Below are 21020 nucleotides of genomic sequence, written 5' to 3' on the forward strand. Positions count from 1 at the left end.
TTCCTCCGCAAGGATTACGATGCCCCGATTTGGCCCGCGCAAACTTGCGTTGAGCGGCTGCGGCCTATTTGGCGATGCGGCCAGCCACACAACGCAAGACATTACACCGTTATGCCGGCCTCATCAGATAAAACGAGATAAGATTGCCGGTATCGAGCGGCGCAAGACCGTTTCTACCCTGGAGGAAGTATGCCCTCGGTTCGTTATTACGACTGGATTGCCCATTTCGGCCGCCGCACGCCGGGCAAGATCGCGGCCATCGACCTCGCGAGTGACCGCCGCCTCTCCTACGCAGAGTTCGACGACCGCATTTCGCGTCTTGCCACGCATCTGCGCGATGCGCTCGGCGTCAAGCGCGGCGACCGCGTTGCCGTGCTGGCACTGAACACGACCGATACGCTCGAAGTGCAGTTCGCCTGCGGCCGGTTAGGGGCGGTCTTCCTGCCCTTGAATACGCGGCTTACGGTTCCCGAATTGCAGTTCATTGTCGGCGATTCTTCGCCGAAGGTGATGGTCCATGACACGGATCTCGCGGAAGTCGCGCTGACGGTCGCGAAGCTCTGCAACGTTTCATCGGCGCTGCTGCTTGGCCCCGGCGGCTCCTATGAGTCGGCGATCGCGGCATCCAAACCGCTCGACCGGTTCGAAAGCGTCACGCACGACGACATTTCGACTATCATGTACACCTCGGGCACGACAGGCCAGCCCAAGGGCGCGATCATCACCCACGGCATGACGTTCTGGAACTGCGTCAATCTCGGCGGCCCTGCCTATGTCTCGCCGTCGACGGTTCTGCTCACGGTGCTGCCGCTGTTCCATACCGGCGGGCTCAATTGCTACACCAACCCGGTGCTCCATGCCGGCGGCACCGTGCTGATCATGCGCGCGTTCGATCCAGGCCAGGCGCTGCAACTGATCAGCGACCCATCATACGGCATTACGCAATTCTTCGGTGTGCCGGCGATCTACCAGTTCATGGCGCAGCATCCTTCGTTCGCGACATCGGATTTCAGCCGCCTGGTGATCGGCGGCGTCGGTGGCGCGCCGATGCCGGTGCCGCTGCTGAAGGTGTGGGAAGAACGCGGCGTCGCCCTGCAGCAGGGCTACGGCATGACCGAGACGTCGCCGGCCGTGCTGGCACTCGACCGCGAGGACGCCGCGCGCAAGGCCGGCTCGTCCGGCAAGCCGGTGCTGCATACGGAAGTGCAGATCGTCCGTCCCGACGGGACGGACGCCGATGTGGGCGAGCTCGGTGAACTCTGGGTCAGGGGACCGAACGTCACGCCCGGCTACTGGAACCGGCCGGACGCCAACCAGTCGTCCTTCACCGACGGCTGGCTGCACACCGGTGACGCCACGCGCGTCGACGAGGAAGGCTTTTATTACATCGTAGACCGCTGGAAGGACATGTACATTTCCGGCGGCGAGAACGTCTATCCGGCCGAGGTCGAGAGCGTGCTGCATCAGCTCACCGCAATCGCCGAAGCTGCCGTCATCGGCATTCCCAATGAGCAGTGGGGCGAGGTCGGCATGGCGATCGTGGCGGTCAAGCCGGGCCATACGCTGACGCCTGCCGAAATTCACGCCCACTGCGCGGCCAATCTGGCGCGGTTCAAATGTCCCAGGTTGATCGAGTTCGTCGATGCGCTGCCACGCAACGCGACGGGCAAGATTCACAAGCCGACGCTGCGACAGCAGTTCAACGCGCCGAAAGCGACCGACAAGCTGGCGTCGTAACTTGTCATGCCCCGCCACCCGGTCCGGCCTTCGGCCGGCCGGATGACAGGCTCCGGCGGGGCATCCAGTATTCACTGGCCGCGGTATCAATCTTAGGCGCCGCGGCGTACTGGATCATCCGCATTCGCGGACGATGACAGCGGAAAAAAAGGAGAGGGGCTACCCCGGCAGGAACATCGCGAACGGTTCTTCCGTCGTTCGCCTCAGATGCTGGCGGTATTGCGCGTAGTTGGGGTCATCGGCAGACACGCGGCCAAAGGTCGGGTTCGCGACCATCTTGATCGGCAAATAGGCGATCGGGGCCGCGATCGGCGTCAACAGTGAGCCGCGGCCGGCGAGCAGCGTCGTGATGATGCCGTACATCTCGCCCGAAATCGCGAGCCGCGCCACCGTGATCAGGCGATGCTGGCCGTGCCGGTTGGTGACCAGGTAGATGTGGCCGGACTGGTTCGGCACCGCCACTTCGCCGAACTGGGTGAACGCCGCGTCCTGCCGTTCGCTCTCGTGAAACACCAGAGAAGATGCCGCATCGTCCCATGAAATTTCGGTGCGATAGGCAAAGATCGCGTCCTTGTCGCCGAACGAGGGACGCACCGTGACATAGGTTCCCTCGATCCAGGCCACCGCGCGGCGCGAATAGGCACCCAAGCCATCGGGTGCGACCTCGCCGTTGATGGCAGCCACGGGCGCGGGCGCCTCCGGCATCTTGCGCAAGGAAACGCCGAGCGCCTGCTCGAGCCGCACGGTGGTGGCGAGGGTGAACGGGCGGCGGCCACCCAGCACTTTCTCCAGCGTCGACAGGCTGAGTTTTGCAAGTTCTGCCAGAGACTGCCGGGAAATGCGGCGGCGGGCGATCTCCTCACGAATCGTGTCGGCAATCTGCCGGCTTTGTTCGGCGGAAAGCTGCTTGTCCGGCGCTGGCATCGTCACCTCTGCTCGCCTCCTTTGGGCATGATCTCCGCGCAAACGCGTTCCGCGTTTGTCGCGAGGGAAAACCGGTACCCACTTTGCGCCAACGCGGCCCTTCGGGTCGGGATCATGCTCAGTGTACCAGACGCACAATCCATCACAAACCCGCACAAAGCCGCCTCGACCGCGGCGTGCCGCGCTGGCCGGCGGCCGAACATTGCCAATCATTCCGCTCGTGCCAAATCACTGAATTCCGCACCCTCTCACCCGGCAAAATCGCCGTGCGGGAGTGAGCGACATGACGACATGCGACGACATCGAGGCCGACAAACGCAACGAACGGCCCAGCCTGGCCAGGCTGGTGCTGTTCTTTGTGATGCAAGGCGTTGCCGTAATCCTGGTCGGATTTGCGGCATTATTTTTGAGTTTTGAGTCGGTCTGGTCGGCGGAGCGCCTGTCGGCCAACTATCTCAAGCCGGGCGACGCGCGCTCTGGTTCGCTGCTCATAAAGAATGAGGAAGGTTACGCCGATGCATCACGGCTCGGCGTCGACGTCGATCTCACCGTGTCGGGTCCCACCGTCCGCGCCCGCATCACCCAGATTTTCCGCAACCCTTCGAAAGACTGGGTCGAGGCGGTCTATGTCTACCCGCTGCCGGCCGGCGGCGCGGTCGATTCGCTCAAGATGGTGATCGGTGATCGCGTGGTGGTCGGCGACATCAAGGAGCGGCAGCAGGCGAAGGCCATCTACGAACAGGCGAAGCAGAGCGGGCAGAAGGCCGCGCTGACCGAACAGGAGCGGCCGAACATCTTCACCAACTCGGTCGCCAATATCGGCCCCGGCGAAACCGTGCTGGTACAGATCGAGTATCAGGAGCCGGTGCAACAATCCGGCGACACGTTCTCGCTGCGGGTGCCGATGGTGGTGGCCCCGCGCTACAATCCCGCGCCCGTCGTGCAGAGCGTCGATTTCAAGCCGGACGGCGGCGGCTGGGGGGCGATCAAATCCGATCCCGTTCCGGATCGCGACCGCATCTCGCCCGAAGTGCTCGACCCCGCAACCAACGCGCCGGTCAACCCGACCCGCATCACCGTGCGGCTGCAGGCCGGCTTCCCGCTCGGCGAAATCAAGAGCCACCATCATGCGATCAAGACCGAGAAGCCGGACGCGAATACGAGCATTCTTCGATTGGCCGAAGGCCCGGTGCCGGCGGATCGCGATTTCGAACTGACCTGGAAGCCCCTGGCCGAGACGGCGCCCTCGGTCGGATTGTTCCGCGAGCGCGTCGGCGACAGCGACTATCTGCTCGCCTTCGTCACGCCACCGTCGGTCGAGCAGGCGCAGCAGAAGCCGCTGCCGCGCGAGGTGATTTTCGTGATCGACAATTCCGGTTCGATGGGCGGCGTCTCGATCGTCCAGGCCAAGGCGAGCCTCATCTACGCGCTCGGCCGCCTGCAGCCGAACGACCGCTTCAACGTGATCCGCTTCGACCACACCATGGATATGTTGTTTCCGTCGGCCGTGCCGGCCGACAGCGAGCATATCGGCCGGGCCACCTCTTTCGTCGGCGCGCTGCAGGCCAATGGCGGCACCGAATTGGTGCCGGCAATGCGCGCGGCGCTGTCCGACAAGGCTGGTCCTACCAACTACGTCCGTCAGGTCGTGTTTCTGACCGACGGCGCCATCGGCAACGAGCAGCAATTGTTCGAAACCATCGACGCGTTACGCGGCCGCTCGCGTGTCTTCATGGTCGGCATCGGCTCGGCGCCGAATACCTATCTGATGACACGCGCCGCCGAACTCGGCCGTGGCACCTTCACCCATATCGGCTCGGTCGAGCAGGTCGAGGAGCGCATGCGCGGGCTGTTCGCCAAACTGGAGAATCCCATGGTGACCAATCTGGTCGCAAAATTCTCCGACGCCAGCGCCGACATGACGCCGGCTGCGATTCCCGACGTCTACCGCGACGAGCCGCTGGTGCTCGCAGCAAGACTCGACAAGCTCGCCGGCTCGGTCGAGATCAAGGGGCGTATCGGCGACCGCCCCTGGATGGTCACCCTGCCGCTGGCAGATGCCGCTGAAGGCAAGGGGCTCTCGAAACTCTGGGCACGCCGCAAGATCGCGGATGCCGAAGTTGCGCGCACCACGCGGCAGGCGACCCCGGAAGATGCGGATAAGGCCATCCTCGCGCTGGCGCTCGAGCACCAGCTCGTCACGCGGCTGACCAGCCTGGTCGCGGTCGACAAGACGCCGAGCCGTCCGCAAGGGGAGCCGCTCAAGGTCTCGGAACTGCCGATCAACCTGCCGGCGGGTTGGGATTTTGAGAAGGTGTTCGGCGAGCGCCCACGCGCCCCCGCAACGCCGATGGAACGGCGCGCGGATACGGAGGAGACACGGGTTCAGATCGCGGCGCTGAAGCGGGCCCAGCCTGTCGCCACCGCAGCGCCCAGCACGGTCACGCTGCCGAGGACGGCGACCGACGCCGAACTGAAGATGATTGCGGGCGTGATCCTGCTCACGTTCAGCCTGATCGTCTTGGTGTTCAATCGACGTCAGATGTCACTGCGTTGACGTCGGCTGAAAGGAGGAGGGACCCCCGACCTCCTCTTTCCAGAGCGCGCGCGGCTTCCACCCGTCCCCCCAGAGCCGCGCGCGCCGCTTTTCCACCACGAACGTCATTCCGGGATGGTCCGCAGGACCAGACCCGGAATCTCGAGATTCCGGGTTCGATGCTTCGCATCGCCCCGGAATGACGACGTGAGATCGCTCGCAATGACGGCACAACAACCGATGCGCTTCATCCTCCCTCTCCGCCTCGCACTCATCGGCCTGATCCTGTTCGGCCAAGGGGCGTACATCCACGCCAAGGCGCTGCTCGCACAGGTCCTGCTCGAACGCGCCTTCGAGGAAACCGTCGCAACCGGGCGCGAGACAAAGCCGTGGTCGTGGGCCGACACCTGGCCGGTTGCTCGTATCGAGGTGAAGCGGCTCGGTGCCCGCGCCATCGTGCTCGCAGGCAGCAGCGGTCAGGCGCTCGCCTTCGGCCCGGGTCACGTCGAACAGACACCCGACGCCGGCGAACGCGGCGTAGCCGTTTATTCGGCGCATCGCGATAGGCATTTTGCCTTCCTGAAGAACGTCATTGTCGGTGACGAAATCGAGGTCACAAGACGTGACGGCCGGACGTTCCGCTATCGGGTGGATACGACCTCGGTCGTGCGCTTCGATGCCTCCGGCATCGATCCGCTCGCGGGCGGGCATGAGCTGGTGCTGTCGACCTGCTGGCCGTTCGACGCGCTGACTCAGGGGCCGGAGCGCTATCTTGTGCACGCCACGATGCTCGGACCCGTATCAGATACGCACTGAATTCTGTAAGCCGGGAAATCTTGCGCGGCGCGAATGGCGCTCATCGCGCAACGCGTGTTGCCACCCTCGCCAAGGCTTAATAAAAAGGCTCAATAAAAAGGTCTTAATCAAAAGAAGATCATGGCGAGACGATCGTTCTCGATCGCCGCGGCCAGGAACAACAGAGTTAGGGATATTCATGGACGCTCAGGCAAGCACCGCATCGCACACGGTCGAAAAATGGTCGCCATCGCCTGACGCCAGCGACATCGTCAAGAGCATCCATGCGATGCTGCACCCACGCAATATCGTGCTGGTCGGCGCTACCGACAAGCCCGGCAACTATGCCGAGCGCATCTGGAACAATCTGATCAAGTACGGTTACGAAGGCGGACTGTTTCCAGTCAATGCCAAGCGCGAAACAATCTGGGGCGTGTCCTGCTACAAGGATTTTGCAAGCCTGCCCGAAAAGCCCGATCACGTGCTGGTGCTGGTGCCGGCGCGTTTTGCGGTGCAGGTGATCCGCGATGCCGCGGCAGCCGGCGCGCGCTCCGCCACCATCGTCACCTCAGGCTTCAGCGAGCTGCAGGATGAGGAGAGCCAGCGGCTGGCGGTCGAACTGAAGCAAGCCGTGAAGGAGACCGGCCTTGCGGTCACCGGGCCGAACTGCCTCGGCAATTTGAGCGCGGGCGAAAAACTGTTCACCAACATCGACGACCGTATCGTCACGATGGAGGCTGGACCGGTGGCAATTGTCGGCCAATCCGGCGCGATCGTGATGGCGATCCGGCAGACGCTGGAGGATCGCGGCGTCGGCGTCGGCTATATGGTGACGACCGGCAACGAGACCGGGCTCGAGACGCCGGACCTGATGACCTATTTCGCCGCCGATCCTTCGATCCGCGTCATCGTCGTCTATCTCGAAGGTGTCCGGAACACGAAAGTGTTCCGCGAAGCCTGCAAGGCCGCGCGGGCTGCCGGCAAGCCGGTCATCGCGCTCAAGCTTGGCGCCTCCGAGGGCGGCCGCGCCGCCGCGATGGCGCATACCGGCGCGCTCGCCGGCTCGATCGAAACTTTCGACGCGATCTCGACGCGCGAAGGCGTGATCCGCGTCCGCGGATTGGACGAACTGATCGAGACCACCGAATGTTTCGTCCATGCCGATCCGCCGAAGGGCAACCGGCTCGCCGCGGTATCGCTCTCCGGCGGCAAGCGCGGATTGTTGATCGACGCGTTCTATTCGGCCGGCCTGAACTTCGCGCCGCTGAGCCCGAATGCGACGGCACAATTGGCGCAGATGCTCGGGCCCGGCAGCATCGTCGGCAATCCGCTCGATGCCGGCTTTGCCGCCGTGGTCGATCCCTCCGTCTACATCAAGTCGATCAAGATCATGATCGACGATCCCGACACCGACATTGTCATCATCGACGCCGAACTGCCGAAGGCGCCGCACGAATTGCGCGAGCGCAATCTGCGCCTCGTCAACGAGATGGCGGGTGCCGCCAACAAGCCCGTGGTCTACATCAGCGCGATGTCGATCGGGTTCACCGAGTTCACCAAGGCCTTGCGCAAGTCGCTGCCGAACGTCGCGGTGATGCAGGGCCTCGACCGCGCCGTCAGGGCAATCAAGTCGCTGATCGAATATGCGTCCTTGCGCAAGGAGGTGCCGGATATCGTCTCGAGCTCGAAAGCTTCCGCGCGCGCAATGCTGGAGAAGACGCTCAAGGCCGCCAATGGCGCCGCCGCACTGGACGAGGTCGCGTCGAAGAAGCTGCTGAAAGCCTACGGCATCCCGGTTTCGAAGGAAGAGATTGTGCAGACCGCGGCGGAAGCCGTCAAGATCGCCAAGAAGATCGGCTTCCCCGTGGTGGCCAAGGTGGTCAGCGCCGACATCCTGCATAAGTCCGACATCGGCGGCGTGGTGTTGAACCTCAACAGCGCCGCGGAAGTGAAGAAGGCGTTCAACGACATCACCGCGCGGGTGAAGAAGATCAAGAGCAAGCCGAAGCTCGAGGGCATTCTGATCGCGCAGCAGGTCAAGGCCGATCTCGAACTCGTGGTCGGCGCCTCGCTCGACGCAGAGATGGGTCCCGTAGTGCTGTTCGGCACCGGCGGCGTTGATATCGAGCTGATGAAGGATGTCGCGTTGGCCGGCGCACCCTTGGATGAAGCCGAAGCAAAACAGTTGATCGCCAAGACCAAGGCCGGCATCAAGATGAAAGGCTATCGCGGCAAGCCGGCGCTGCATGAGCCTTCCGCCGTGAAGGCGCTGGTCGGCCTGTCGAACCTGATGGCGGATGCCGGCAACCGCATCGCGTCGATCGACGTCAATCCGTTTTTGATCAACAGCAAGGTCGGCGTGGCTGTGGATGGGCTGATCGTGCTGAACAACGCCGCCGCTGACAAGGCGGCGCGGCATTGAGTCACGGAATCCGTAGGGTGGGCAAAGCCAACGGGTCGCGCGAATGCGCGCCCGATGACAGGCTCCGCGTGCCCACCATAACGAGCGGAGTGCTTAATGGTGGGCACGGCGCTAACGCGCCTTTGCCCACCCTACGGCACCGAGCAAGTTACAACCCCACGCCCCACTTTTGCGCCGTCTGCACTATCCAGTCCCGATACAGCGTCAGCGGCGTGACGCCGGTCATGCCGCCGCAACCTGCGCTGCCGTTCGGCCCGGTCGACCAGCTCACCACGCCGACAATGACAGGACCGCTTGGCTTGTCCTCAAACACAGGCGCGCCGGAATCGCCCGTGCAGGCGCCGAGCCCGTCACGCGTGCCCTGCCCCACCGGATCGACCAGCCTGATCTGCAGCGTCCCCGGCCTGCCGGTCGCGACCAGGCTGGCGGCGCGAATGGTGCCGCCGCTCTTGCCGTCGCCGCGGACGGTTACGCCGATGCCCGCGATCGTAAAACGACTGCCGACGTTGATCGGGATATCAGGCAATCCGAGCGCCGCCGGCACTTTTCCCTTGGGCGGCGCCGCCAAGTGCAGCAACGCGACATCCGCCGTCGCGCGATGTCCTGATATCGCCTGCATATTGAAGCCAGGATGAACGGCAATGCTCTTGACGTCCTGCAACGAAGGTTGCCTGTCTGCACCATACTCGACGATCTTGTATTCCGCGCCGGGCTGCACGCAGTGCGCCGCCGTCAACACCAGTCTTGGCGCAATCAAGGCCCCGGTGCAGAAATTACCGCGCGATCCGACGATGGTGATGATAGAGCGGGCCACACCTTCGGTAGATGGCGCACCACCGCCGACGATGGCATGGGCGGGAACGGAGAGCAGCAGCACCAGGCCGGCAATCATTCGAGGCAGGATCTTCATCGGCGCAGCAATAGCTTGTGCGGCGCGCATCGCCAAGCGCGGCGATCGGGCTGGTTCGCGCAGTCAATCCGTGTTAGCCGCTCCCCCGAGCGTTACTTCAGGCAGGACATGATGATCGAGGCAGTGATCTGGGATTTCGGCGGGGTGCTCACCACCTCGCCATTCGAGGCATTCACGCGGTTCGAGACCGAGCGCGGGCTGCCGGCCGACATCATCCGGCGCACCAATGCCGCCAATCATTTGGAAAATGCCTGGGCAAAATTCGAGCGCGCCGAGGTCGATATTGAAGCCTTCGACGAATTGTTTGCGGCCGAATCCCTGGCGTTGGGCGCGGCGGTTCGCGGCAAGGACGTGCTGCCGCTATTGTCCGGCGATCTACGGCCCGAGATGGTCGAGGCGCTGAAGCGCGTGAAAGCAAAGCTCAAGACCGGCTGCATCACCAACAACCTGCCCGCCAACGCCATCGGCAGCCACAGCGGCCGCACGCTCTATGTCGCCGAAGTGATGGCGCTATTCGACCATGTCATCGAGTCGGCAAAAATCGGCCTGCGAAAGCCCGACCCGCGCATCTACCGGATAATGGTCGAGACGCTGGAGGTCGATCCAAAAAACTGCGTCTATCTCGACGACCTCGGCGTCAATCTGAAGCCGGCGCGCGAGATGGGCATGACCACAATCAAGGTGGTCAGTGCGGCGCAGGCGATCACCGAGCTTGAGGCCGCGACCGGGCTGGCATTGCGCTAGGCGGAAAATACCGGAACTACGCGCTCGTTATGACGAAACGGCGCTTGTCCTTTGCCGTGAACGCAGGCAGAACACTCCGAAATCATCGAATTCGGAGTTGAAACCCGGTGGCTGATATCAGGCCTTCGGCCTCGATCGAGGCAGTGGAAAGCGGCCTTGCGGCGCAAGGCTATATTGCGAGCCGCCAGATCGCGACCGCGGTCTATCTGGCACAGCAGATCGAGAAACCGATTCTGGTCGAAGGTCCGGCCGGCGTCGGCAAGACCGAGCTCGCAAAAGCGATCGCCGCCTGGCGCGGCATGAAGATGATCCGCCTGCAATGCTATGAGGGGCTCGACGAGGCCAAGGCGCTCTACGAGTGGAAATACGCCAAGCAGCTCCTGTACACGCAGATCCTGAAGGACAAGCTCGGCGAAGTGCTCGGCGGCGCGCCGACGCTGGAAGCGGCGCTGAACCAGCTTCACGATTTCGGCGACGTGTTCTTCTCCAAGGAGTTCGTCGAACCGCGGCCGTTGTTGCAGGCGCTGGAGCAGCCCGCGGGCTGCGTATTGTTGATCGACGAAATCGATAAATCCGACGCCGAATTCGAATCGCTGCTCTTGGAAATCCTCAGCGATTTCCAGGTCACGATTCCGGAACTCGGGACGGTGGTCGCGGTCGCGCCGCCGACCGTGATCCTGACCTCGAACAGCGAGCGCGATCTCGGCGACGCGCTGAAGCGGCGCTGTCTGCACCTGCACATCGGCTTTCCCGAGCAGAAGCTGGAGGAGCGTATTGTCGAGAGCCGGGTGCCCGGCATTTCGCAGACGCTGCGCCGGCAGATGGTGAGCTTCATCCACGAGGTCCGCACGCTGGACCTGAAGAAGCTGCCGTCGGTGAGCGAAACCATCGACTGGGCGCGCGTGCTGGTGCTGCTGCAGGCGCCCGAGCTCGGCCACGAGATGGTCAAGGATACGCTCAACGTTCTCCTGAAATACGAGGCGGACATCGAGGCCACCATGCCGCAGGTCTCTACCTTCATCGCCAAGGCCTCGCGTCAAAACGTCTTCGGGTGAGGCGCGAATGCGCGAGAACCTGCATCGCTTCTTTCGTGCGGCGCGGGGCGCAGGCGTCAGGCTCTCGCCGGCGGAAAGCATCGACGCGATGCGGGCCGTCTCCAAGGTCGGCTTCACCGACCGCACAATCTTGCGTGACACTTTTCTGCTGACGCTCGCGAAGACGCAGGATGAGAAGAAGGCGCTCGGCGATTGCTTCGACCTGTTCTTCGATCAGCCCGAGCCGCAATCGCCGCCCGAAGATGGCAAGCCGAACGAGCAGGATGCGCAGGGCTCCAACGCAGCATCCGATTCGCCGGGCGAGACAAGCGGCGGCGACGAGCAGGCGGAAGGGCTCGGCCAGCTCGCCCAGATGCTGCTGGCCCAGGATCGCAACCAGCTTTCGGCAGCGATCGCCAACGCGGCGAGCGCGGCCTCGCTGTCCGACATCCGCTACTTCACGCAGCGCGGCATCTTCTCCGGTCGCATCCTGGACCAGATGGGCATTCAGCGTCTGCGCGACGACCTCGACAATCTCGCCGCCACCAACCCGGCGCTGGCGGAGCGGCTGACCACTGCGCTCGACGGCCTGCGCGGCACGGTGCGCGACACCGTCTCGCAGGCGCTGATGCTGTACGGGCGCGAGGAAGCGGAAAACCTGCGCAACGAGATCCTGCGCAATGCGCCGCTATCGCGGATCGAACCGCGGCAGGTCGAGCAGATGCGGCATCTGATCCGCCAGATCGCGCGCCGCCTGCGCGAGCGCTATTCCAAGCCGCGCAAGCGCCAGCGCCGCGGCCATCTCGACGTCCGCCGCACCATCCGCCGCAACGCCGCCTGGGGCGGCGTGCCGTTTCTCACCGCGTGGAAGCGGCGGCATCGCGACAAGCCGAAGATCGTGGCGTTGTGCGACGTCTCGGGCTCGGTGGCGCGGGTTTCGGATTTCTTCCTGCTGCTGATCCATAGCCTGCACGAGGTCGTGGATGACGTCCGTTCGTTCGCATTTTCAGGACATCTCATCGAAGTCAGCGACATCCTGGAATCCAAATCGCCGGAAGAGGCGATGGCCGAGATCATGTCCAAAGTGGGTTTTGGTTCGTCGGACTACGGCAGCTCCCTCGCCGACTTTGAAGACGAATGGATGAGCGCGATCACGCCACAGACCACCGTGATCGTGCTCGGCGATGCCCGCAGCAACAACCTCGATCCCCGCGCGGATATCGTTCGTCGAATTGCCGAACGGTCGAAGCGGCTGGTCTGGCTCAATCCCGAGGGACGCATGGCCTGGGGTTGGGGCGATTCCGAAATGCCACGCTATTCGACCTTTTGCACGGTCGTCCGCCAATGCGCTACCGCCAAGCAGCTTGAACGCGCGGTGTCCGACATCGTGGCGAGCTATCAGTAGCCGCCTAGCCACCTTCACGCATCGATCGCTTCCTTGATGCGCTTGCGCGTCAGCGGCAAATTCCGCAGCCGCTTTCCCGTGGCGTTGGCGATGGCATTTGCAATCGAGGCCGCCGCCGGGCCCTGCCCGGTCTCGCCGCTGCCGAGGAACGGCTGCCCCGGCCGGTCGATGATGTGAACCACGATGCTTTCGGGCACTGAATTGAAACGCAGGATCGGATAGGTCTGCCAGTCGATGCTGGTGATCCTGGTGTCGTCAAACGTTACGCTTTCATACAGCGTCCAGCTCATGGACTGCACGATTGCGCCTTCGATCTGGTTGATCAACCCGTCCGGATTGACCACCTGACCGCTATCGACCGCCGCCGCCGCGCGGACCAAGCGCGGGCGACCGGTCTCGCGGTTCACCTCCACTTCGGAAGCGACGGCGCAGTAGGCAGCCAGATTCTTGTAGCGCGCAAAGGCAAAGCCGTAACCGCGATCTGGCGGCGGCTTCTGATCAGGTTCCCATCCGAAGGCTTGCGCGGCCTTCTCGATCACGTCGCGGCCGCGCTGATCGTCGAGATGTTTCAATCTGAACTCGACCGGATCGGCGCCGGCAAGAGTGGCGAGCTCATCGATAAAGCTCTCGATCGAGAACACGTTGTGGTAGGCGCCGAGCGCCCGCATCGCTGAAATCCGCAGCGGCATCGCGGAAATGAAGTGATGCACCACACGCGCATTGGGGAAATTGTAGAATGGGATCGCGTTGCGGTCGCCGCCGCCTTCGGGCAGCGGCAACGGCCTGGGAGCCGGCACGGCAAAGGGTTGCGCCATGTGCTGCGCCGCCAGCATCGATCCGGCACCGCCCGGCCGCATCGAATGCGTATTGCTCCAGACATCGAAATTCCAGTCGGCAATCCTGCCATTGCCGTCGAGTGAGGCCTTGAGCTTCGTCACCATCGCCGGGCCGAACGGCTCCCAGGCATGTTCCTGTTCGCGCGTCCAGTGCACGCGAACGGGTCGGTCGGGTAACGCACGGGCGATCAGCGCGGCGTCGGCCGCGGCATCGTCGGCGCCGTTATGGCCATAGCAGCCGGAGCCTTCGACATGGATCAGGCGAACGCTGGCCGGCGGCATACGCAGCATTTCGGCGATGCCCTGGCGATCGGGAAAGACGCCTTGCGTATGCGTCCAAACCATCATCGCGCCGTCGATGAATTGTGCCACCGCGCAGGAAGGCCCGATCGATCCGTGCGCCTGATAGGGCCTCGTGTAAGTCGCCTCGATGGTCTTGTGGGCCGCGACGGCGGGATTGCTGCGCTCGAAGATCGTCGTGTCCTGCGAAGGCAGGCTGGTCAACACGTTAAGCAGATTATCCTGCTTAGGCAGGCTCGCGGATTCCTTCCACTTCGCGGCAGCGGCAAGCGCGTTCATCGCCTTGATCGACTGGAATTCCTTTTCCGCGACCACGGCCAGGAAATTGCCGTCACGCACGACCTTGACGACGCCGGGCAGCTTCTCGACGGCAGCGGTATCGCATTCGGTCAGTTGCGCGCCGTAGCTCGGCGGCCGCACGACGCGGGCATGCAGCATCCCGGGCAGCCGCATGTCCTGAACATAGGCCGCCCCGCCGGTCACTTTTGTGGGGATGTCGACGCGCGGCACAGACCGGCCGATCACCTTGAACGTCGCGGGAGCCCTCAGTTTGGATGTCGGCTGCGCCTGAACATGCAACATGTCGCCTGCGACGAGCTCACCATACGACAGGCGGTTACCATCCGGCGCGATCACCGCGCCGTCTGCCGTGCGCAGGCTCTCGGCCGACAGACCAAGCCGCCGCGCCGCTTCCGCGATCAGCAGCGCACGGACCTGCGCTGCCGCGTTCTGGATCGCGGTGCCGCTGTCTTTCATCGAATTGCTGCCGGCCGTATAGCCTTCGTTCGCGGTCAGGCGCGTGTCCGCCGTCGTCACCTTCAGAGATTCAAAGGCAATATCGAGCTCCTCGGCCGCGATCTGCTGAAACGCCGTCTTGAAGCCCTGACCGAGTTCGGCCTTGCCGGTGAACACCTCGACGCCATCGGCGTCGATGCGAATCCACGCGTCGAGATAGGGCGATGTTTTCAAGCTGCCGGGCGGGCTCGGCGCGGCAGCCGCGGGCGCCTCTTGTTGCTGCGCCAAGGCACTGCCGAGCGAGAAGCTGACGATCAGCGCGCCGCCGCCTGCCAGCACACGACGGCGATCGATAATGACGGCGGCGTTCATCGGGCGCTCCCGCTGGCTGCCGGTGACGCATCCGCCGTGTCCATCAGCCGCGCCGCCCGATGTATCGCACGCAGAATCCGCATATGGGTGCCACAGCGGCACAGATGCGGTTCGAGCTCGGCGCGAATTTGCTCGTCGGTCGGTTTCGAATTCTTCTGCAGCAAGGCCTGCGCCCGCATCATCATTCCCGGAATGCAATAGCCGCATTGCGCCGCCTGCTCTTCCATGAACGCCCGCTGGATCGGCGCGGGCTCGGCGATCGTGCCGAGTCCCTCCAGCGTCGTTATATGCTTGCCTTCGAGCAGCACCATCGGCACGACGCAGGACAGCACCGCCTTGCCGTCCACGATTACCGTGCACGAGCCGCATTGTCCTAGTCCGCAGCCGTACTTGGCGGCATTGAGCTTGAGGTCGTCGCGCAGCACGTAGAGCAGCGGCGTATCCGCCTCCACGTCGACCTGATGCTCGCGGCCGTTGACCTTCAATGTCATCATGGCTTTTCTCGCTGCTGAGGGTCGGCAGGCGCGTTGCGCGGCGCGGGCGAGGTCTGGAGAAATACGGTTTGTGTGCGCCGCGCTTCTACGATGGTCTTCTTGAGATCGGTCCATGCCGGCTGGTCGCTGAACCGTGCCCGCAAATAGTTCAGCAAGGCCGAAGCCTGTTCGTCGTTCATGCTGGCGGCAAAGCCCGGCATGATCGGGCTGCGCTCGCCTTCCACCGCGTCAATGCCTGAAAGGACGATGTTGGCGAGATTGCGCGGATCGGGGCTTGAGATCGCGGTGCTGAGGCCGAGATCGACCCCGCCATAAGGAAGCGGCCTGCTGCCCTCGTGGCATGATGAGCAAGCAGCAGTGTAGATCGACGCGCCAACGGGGTTTGCCTGCGAAGCCGCCTTGGCGCGCGCCAAGGCATCCTCGCGTGGTGCCGCGCGGCCAGGCGCTGGCGTACCGGAAACGCTGGCCATATAGACTGCGATAGCGCGGACGTCGCTTGCCGGCACCGAGGACAGGTTGCTGACCACCTTCGCCATCGGCCCGCGCGCGGTGCCGTGATCGGGATGCCAGCCTTCGCGCAAATAGTTGAACAATGCATCGGCGGTCCAGGGCACGGGTGAGCGGGACTGGTCGTTGATCGCATAGGCGTGCCAATCGTCGACATCGCCGCCGGCAAACCGTGCGCTGACCCGCTCCGCGCCCAGCGCATTTCGCGGCGTATGGCAGGCGCCGCAATGGGCGAGCCCTTCGACCAGATAGGCGCCGCGGTTCCACTCGGCGCTCTGCCTGGGATCAGGCCGATAGGTGTCGTGGCGAAGGAAAAGCAATTTCCATCCCGCGATGGCGAGCCGCTGGTCGAACGGGAAAGAAAGCTGGTTTTCGCGTGGCGCCGCGCGAACCGGCTGCCGCGTCATCAGGAACGCATAGAGCGCCCGGTCGTCCTCATCGCTGACGTTGGTGAAGTGGTCGTATGGGAACGTCGGATAAAGGTGCTGGGCTTCACGGTTGACGCCAGACCGCATCGCGCGGCGGAATGCTGCTTCCGACCATCGGCCGATTCCTGTCTCCGGATCCGGCGTGATGTTGGTGGAAAAAATTGTGCCGAACGGGGTCGGCACCGGCAGACCGCCGGCAAAGTTCCTGGCCCCACGCGGCGTATGGCAATCGCTGCAATTGCCGATCGCCGCCAGGTCGCGGCCTCGCTTGACGAGGGCGGCATCGAAGGATTGCGGGTCGGGAGGATCGATTGCCGCGATTGTCGGGCGCCACGCAATGGCAAAGGCTGCGACCACGGCAGCGATCAGCACGGCGGCAACGATGCTCGCGAAGATCCGCGTCGATGCCCGCATGCTCTCGCCTCGGGTTTTGTTGCTTGGGTCGCCTTCTAACGCAAATCTCCCTGCGTCGTTCGTCCCAGACCGCGCCGATCACCGGCAGTTGACCCCTCGGTACCGTTGCCGAAGCACGCCGCGGGAACATCAAAATCAGGCCAAAAAAATCAGGCATAGACTTGCCACGATGTTTTTGGCCTATTGATCCCTCAATTCCGCGGTGCCTGCCCCCCAAAGCTGGCGCCATACGCCTTCAACCGGACGACCTCACTCCCATGCCTGCACCTGCAGCCCGGTACGTTGAACCTGGCAATGCCCCCGACGCGCTGTCCGTCCTGAATTCCGTGTTCGGCCTGCCCGCCTTCCGCGGCGCGCAGGAAGAAATCGTCCGGCACGTGACCGAGGGCGGCAATTGCCTGGTGCTGATGCCGACCGGTGGCGGCAAGTCGCTGTGCTATCAGTTGCCGTCGCTGCTGCGCGAGGGCTGCGGCATCGTGGTGTCGCCGCTGATCGCGCTGATGCGCGACCAGGTTGCAGGACTTCTGGAGGCCGGCGTCAACGCGGCCGTGCTGAACTCGACGCTGTCATTCGACGAGGCTTCGGAAGTCGAGCGGCGGCTATTGGCAGGCGACCTTGACCTGCTCTATGTCGCGCCGGAACGGCTCTTGACGCCGCGCTGTCTTTCCCTGCTCGGTCAAGCCAATATCGCGCTGTTTGCGATCGACGAGGCGCATTGCGTGTCGCAATGGGGCCACGATTTCCGTCCCGAATATATCGGCCTGTCCGCGATCGCGGAGCGCTTTCCCGACGTTCCGCGCATTGCGCTGACGGCAACCGCCGACGAGATGACACGCAAGGAGATCGTGACCCGTCTGGGGCTATCAGGCGCACCGAGCTTCATCTCGAGTTTCGATCGCCCGAATATTCGCTACGAGATCGTCGAGAAGCAGAACGCCCCGGCTCAGCTCAAGGCCTTCATCAGCGAGCGGCACGCGGGTGACGCCGGCATCGTGTACTGCCTGTCGCGTGCCAAGGTCGAGGATACCGCAGAAGCGCTGAGCAACGCCGGCATTCCGGCCCTGCCCTATCACGCCGGTCTCGACGCCAGCGTTCGTGCCCGCAACCAGGATCGTTTCATCAACGAGGACGGCGTCGTGATCGTCGCCACCATCGCGTTCGGCATGGGGATCGACAAACCGGACGTGCGGTTCGTGGCGCATCTCGACCTGCCGAAAAGCATCGAGGCGTACTATCAGGAAACCGGCCGCGCCGGGCGCGACGGCAAGCCGTCCAGCGCGTGGATGGCCTATGGCCTGACCGACATCGTGCAGCAGCGCCGCATGATCGACGAATCCACCGGCTCCGATACGTTCAAGCGCGTGTCGATCGGCAAGCTCGACGCGCTGGTTGCACTGGCGGAAACCGCGGGCTGCCGGCGCAGCCGCCTGCTCGGCTATTTCGGCGAGGAGGTCACCGGCAGCAATTGCGGCAATTGCGACAACTGCCTGTCGCCGCCGCAGCTTCGCGACGGCAAGGTCGCCGCGCAAAAACTGCTGTCCTGCGCCTACCGCACCGGACAACGTTTCGGCGCCATGCACCTGATCGACGTGCTGGTGGGTCGGCTCACCGAGCGCGTCACGCAATTCGGGCATGACAAGCTGTCCGTGTTCGGCATTGGCCGTGAGCTCAACGAGAAGCAATGGCGCGCCGTGATCCGCCAGTTGGTCGCCATGGGCCATCTGCGAGCCGACAGCGAGGCCTTCAACGCGCTGAAGCTGACCGAGAGCGCGCGCGGCGTCCTGAGGGGCGAGACCGAAATCATGCTGCGCGAGGCGGCGCCGGGCACGCGCATACGCGCCAGCCGCGCCAAATCAAGGCGTGGCGATCTCGCGCCACGTACCGAGGCGAGGCCCGCCGACGCCCCTCTTCAGGCCGCGCTTCGCGCGTGGCGCTCGGAGATCGCGCGCCAGCGAGGCGTGCCGGCCTATGTCGTGCTGCATGATTCCACGCTCGACGGCATCGCCGCCGCGCGGCCGATGACGCTGAACGCGCTTCGCGATATTCCCGGCATCGGTGACAAAAAGCTCGAACATTACGGCGACGAACTGCTCGCGGTGGTGCGGAGGGCCGACGCGTAAGTCTCGGCCTCATCCGTTACGGAAGGTGTAAGCGTATCCGTTGATCGCGGGCGCGCCGCCAAGATGGGCGTAGAGCACCTTCGATCCCTTCGGGAAATAGCCCTTGTTCACGAGGTCGATCATGCCCTGCATGGATTTTCCCTCGTAGACGGGATCGGTGATCATGCCTTCGAGGCGCGCGCAGAGCCGGATGGCCTCCTTGGTCTCTTCCGACGGAACGCCGTAAGCCGGATAGGCGTAGTCCTCGATCAGGACGACATCGTCCTCGACGAGCTCCTTACCCAGCTCGACAAGACTTGCGGTGTTGCGGGCGATGTCGAGCACCTGGGCCTTGGTCTGGGCCGGGGTGAAGGACGCATCGATGCCGATCACCTTGCGCGCGCGGCCGTCCTTGGCAAATCCCACCAGCATGCCGGCATGGGTCGAGCCGGTGACCGTGCAGACCACGATGTAATCGAAGGCAAAGCCAAGCTCTTTCTCCTGCGCTCGCACCTCTTCGGCAAAGCCGACATAGCCGAGTCCGCCATATTTGTGCACGGAGGCGCCGGCCGGAATCGCATAGGGTTTGCCGCCCTTGGCCTTCACGTCCGCGATCGCCTCTTCCCAGCTCTGGCGGATGCCGATGTCGAAGCCTTCATCAACCAGCCGCACGTCCGCGCCCATCACGCGGCTGAGCAGGATGTTGCCGACGCGGTCGTAGACCGCGTCCTCATGCGGCACCCAGCTTTCCTGCACCAGGCGGCACTTCATGCCGATCTTGGCCGCCACTGCCGCAACCATGCGGGTGTGGTTGGACTGCACGCCGCCGATCGAGACCAGCGTGTCCGCGTTGGAAGCGATCGCGTCGGGCACGATGTATTCGAGCTTGCGCAGCTTGTTGCCGCCGAAGGCCAGCCCCGAATTGCAATCCTCGCGCTTGGCATAGAGCTCGACCCGGCCGCCGAGATGCTGCGACAGCCGCTCCAGCTTTTCGATGTGGGTAGGCCCGAAGGTGAGCGGATAGCGTTCGAATTTCTCCAACATGGTCATCCCCGTTGATGGTCTGATGTCGGGGAGTGCCTATCATCATGATCCAGATAGGTGCTTTCAAAATCGACGAACGGTCCGCTCTATTATTGCACCATTTCTGGGATGTGATGCATTATCGACCATCATGTGACACAAATGCGGAACCATTCTTCCATGCCGGGCCGGCTCGACCGTATCAATCTTAAGATATTGCGATTGCTGCAAAATAGCGGCCGGCTGACCAATGCCGAGCTGGCCGAAACGGCCGGTGTCAGCGCCGCAACCTGTCACCGCCGCACCCAGCGCCTGTTCGACGAGGGGTTCATAGCAGGGGTCAGGGCGATGGTGGCGCCGCGCAAGGTCGGCAAGGGCGCGCTCGTCATGGTCGGCGTCGTGCTCGACCGCTCCACGCCGGAAAGCTTTGCCGCCTTCGAGCGGGCGGTCGCGCAATTGAAATTCGTGCTCGATTGCCATCTGGTGGCGGGCGATTTCGACTATTTCCTCAAGATCCGCGTCGGCGACATGGAGGATTTCAACCGCATCCACGGCGAACAGTTGATCGCGCTCCCGGGCGTTCGCCAAACCCGGACCTTCTTCGTCATGAAGGAGGTAGTCGACAACGCGCCGCTCGACTTCTGACGGCCTGAGGTATCACAAAACCGGCGCTATCCTCTTCCGATGTCCGCAACCTCCGCCGGTCTGGCCAACACGGCGCTCGATGTCGTATCAACCGAACATGACCACGCGCCTTGGCCGTCGGGCTTTCGCCCTTGCCATCCTTCTCACGACAGCGCCGGCGCTCGCCTCGCAAGAGCCCGACACCATCATTTTCGCGTTGATGTCCGGCAAGTGCAGCACGCTGAAGGTTGCCGGGCGGGACTTTGCCTGCCGGGCCGTGGCGTTCTTCCAGACCGAGGAAGGCCGCGCCAATTTTACCGTGGCTCTCGACGATCCCAGCGACGGCAGTCACACCATCACGTTTTCCGGTGACAACGGCCGAAGGCCGGAGGCCAACCTGTACGAACTGCCGATTGACCGGATGCTGCTGAAATCCAAGGACAGGCCAAAGGCCGACGGACTGCCGATACCATCGGTCGAATTGACGGCCGGCCTCTGCAAGCAGGTCGGAAACTTCGTGACGCTCGAAGTCTCCAGCATTTCCTGCACCGCGAGCGACAAGAACGGCAAGACATACGAGCTGCAGTATCAGTCCGACGGCGCGCCGATGGCAGTGCGCCGCATCAAGCGGACGCGTATTGGCCGGCCCGCGGTGTCGCCGTTCGACGATGTAAAATGAAG

General features: G+C 63.7%; 16 protein-coding genes. 10 read left to right on the forward strand and 6 right to left on the reverse strand.

Annotated features, from left to right (window positions below):
* The first annotated feature begins 189 nt into the window (after positions 1–189).
* On the forward strand, positions 190–1737 hold the full coding sequence (locus tag LMTR3_RS25555) for an acyl-CoA synthetase (RefSeq protein ID WP_065747728.1): 1548 nt from the start codon (positions 190–192) through the stop codon (positions 1735–1737).
* Positions 1738–1896: 159 nt separating this feature from the next.
* Here the strand turns inward: LMTR3_RS25555 and LMTR3_RS25560 are convergent, their stop codons facing one another.
* Positions 1897–2661, reverse strand: a complete 765-nt coding sequence (locus LMTR3_RS25560) for a helix-turn-helix domain-containing protein (RefSeq protein ID WP_065747729.1) — start codon at positions 2659–2661, stop codon at positions 1897–1899.
* 283 nt (positions 2662–2944) lie between these two features.
* On the opposite strand from LMTR3_RS25560, the gene LMTR3_RS25570 reads away from it, so the two are divergent.
* From LMTR3_RS25570 to LMTR3_RS25580, 3 genes are all read left to right on the forward strand, one after another.
* Positions 2945–5218, forward strand: coding sequence for a marine proteobacterial sortase target protein (locus LMTR3_RS25570; protein ID WP_141686793.1), 2274 nt, complete (start codon positions 2945–2947; stop codon positions 5216–5218).
* A 219-nt stretch (positions 5219–5437) separates the two neighbouring features.
* Positions 5438–6013 (forward strand): class GN sortase, encoded by a 576-nt coding sequence (locus LMTR3_RS25575; protein WP_065747732.1) that lies wholly within the window; start codon positions 5438–5440, stop codon positions 6011–6013.
* A 178-nt stretch (positions 6014–6191) separates the two neighbouring features.
* On the forward strand, positions 6192–8414 hold the full coding sequence (locus tag LMTR3_RS25580; RefSeq protein WP_065747733.1) for an acetate--CoA ligase family protein: 2223 nt from the start codon (positions 6192–6194) through the stop codon (positions 8412–8414).
* A gap of 148 nt (positions 8415–8562) precedes the next feature.
* On the opposite strand, the gene LMTR3_RS25585 is transcribed toward LMTR3_RS25580, so the two are convergent.
* Entirely contained in the window at positions 8563–9324 is a 762-nt protein-coding gene (locus LMTR3_RS25585) for a S1 family peptidase (RefSeq protein ID WP_065747875.1), read from the reverse strand.
* A gap of 108 nt (positions 9325–9432) precedes the next feature.
* Between LMTR3_RS25585 and LMTR3_RS25590 the strand changes: the two genes are divergently transcribed.
* From LMTR3_RS25590 to LMTR3_RS25600, 3 genes are all read left to right on the forward strand, one after another.
* Positions 9433–10068 carry an HAD-IA family hydrolase gene (locus tag LMTR3_RS25590; RefSeq protein WP_065747734.1) on the forward strand — a complete coding sequence of 212 codons (636 nt, stop codon included), beginning with the start codon at positions 9433–9435 and terminating at the stop codon, positions 10066–10068.
* Between the two features lie 107 nt (positions 10069–10175).
* The gene (locus tag LMTR3_RS25595) at positions 10176–11123 is read left to right on the forward strand and encodes an AAA family ATPase (protein WP_065747735.1); all 948 of its coding nucleotides are present in this window, start codon (positions 10176–10178) and stop codon (positions 11121–11123) included.
* A gap of 7 nt (positions 11124–11130) precedes the next feature.
* A complete protein-coding gene (locus LMTR3_RS25600; RefSeq protein ID WP_065747736.1) occupies positions 11131–12507 on the forward strand; it encodes a vWA domain-containing protein in 1377 nt (458 codons plus the stop codon).
* Positions 12508–12521: 14 nt separating this feature from the next.
* Here the strand turns inward: LMTR3_RS25600 and LMTR3_RS25605 are convergent, their stop codons facing one another.
* The 3 genes from LMTR3_RS25605 to LMTR3_RS25615 are packed head-to-tail and all read right to left on the reverse strand — an operon-like array spanning position 12522 to position 16593.
* Positions 12522–14750 (reverse strand): xanthine dehydrogenase family protein molybdopterin-binding subunit, encoded by a 2229-nt coding sequence (locus tag LMTR3_RS25605; RefSeq protein ID WP_065747737.1) that lies wholly within the window; start codon positions 14748–14750, stop codon positions 12522–12524.
* Complete coding sequence (locus tag LMTR3_RS25610; protein ID WP_065747738.1) at positions 14747–15244, reverse strand: (2Fe-2S)-binding protein; 498 nt, start codon at positions 15242–15244, stop codon at positions 14747–14749. The genes LMTR3_RS25605 and LMTR3_RS25610 overlap by 4 nt, the downstream gene beginning before the upstream one ends.
* Positions 15241–16593: a cytochrome c gene (locus tag LMTR3_RS25615; RefSeq protein ID WP_065747739.1), complete on the reverse strand. Its 1353-nt coding sequence runs from the start codon at positions 16591–16593 to the stop codon at positions 15241–15243. Before LMTR3_RS25615 ends, LMTR3_RS25610 begins: the two co-directional genes overlap by 4 nt.
* A 257-nt stretch (positions 16594–16850) precedes the next feature.
* Between LMTR3_RS25615 and recQ the strand changes: the two genes are divergently transcribed.
* A complete protein-coding gene (gene recQ / locus LMTR3_RS25620; protein ID WP_065747740.1) occupies positions 16851–18713 on the forward strand; it encodes a DNA helicase RecQ in 1863 nt (620 codons plus the stop codon).
* A 9-nt stretch (positions 18714–18722) separates the two neighbouring features.
* Here recQ and LMTR3_RS25625 read toward each other — a convergent pair whose 3' ends face one another.
* A complete protein-coding gene (locus tag LMTR3_RS25625) occupies positions 18723–19736 on the reverse strand; it encodes a 1-aminocyclopropane-1-carboxylate deaminase (RefSeq protein WP_065747876.1) in 1014 nt (337 codons plus the stop codon).
* A 159-nt stretch (positions 19737–19895) separates the two neighbouring features.
* Between LMTR3_RS25625 and LMTR3_RS25630 the strand changes: the two genes are divergently transcribed.
* On the forward strand, positions 19896–20360 hold the full coding sequence (locus LMTR3_RS25630) for an Lrp/AsnC family transcriptional regulator (RefSeq protein WP_065747741.1): 465 nt from the start codon (positions 19896–19898) through the stop codon (positions 20358–20360).
* Between the two features lie 97 nt (positions 20361–20457).
* On the forward strand, positions 20458–21018 hold the full coding sequence (locus tag LMTR3_RS25635; protein WP_065747877.1) for a hypothetical protein: 561 nt from the start codon (positions 20458–20460) through the stop codon (positions 21016–21018).
* The last annotated feature ends 2 nt before the right edge of the window (positions 21019–21020 follow it).

Origin of the sequence: Bradyrhizobium sp. LMTR 3 (genome assembly GCF_001693485.1) — a bacterium.
In the GTDB taxonomy this organism is placed as follows: Bacteria; Pseudomonadota; Alphaproteobacteria; order Rhizobiales; family Xanthobacteraceae; genus Bradyrhizobium.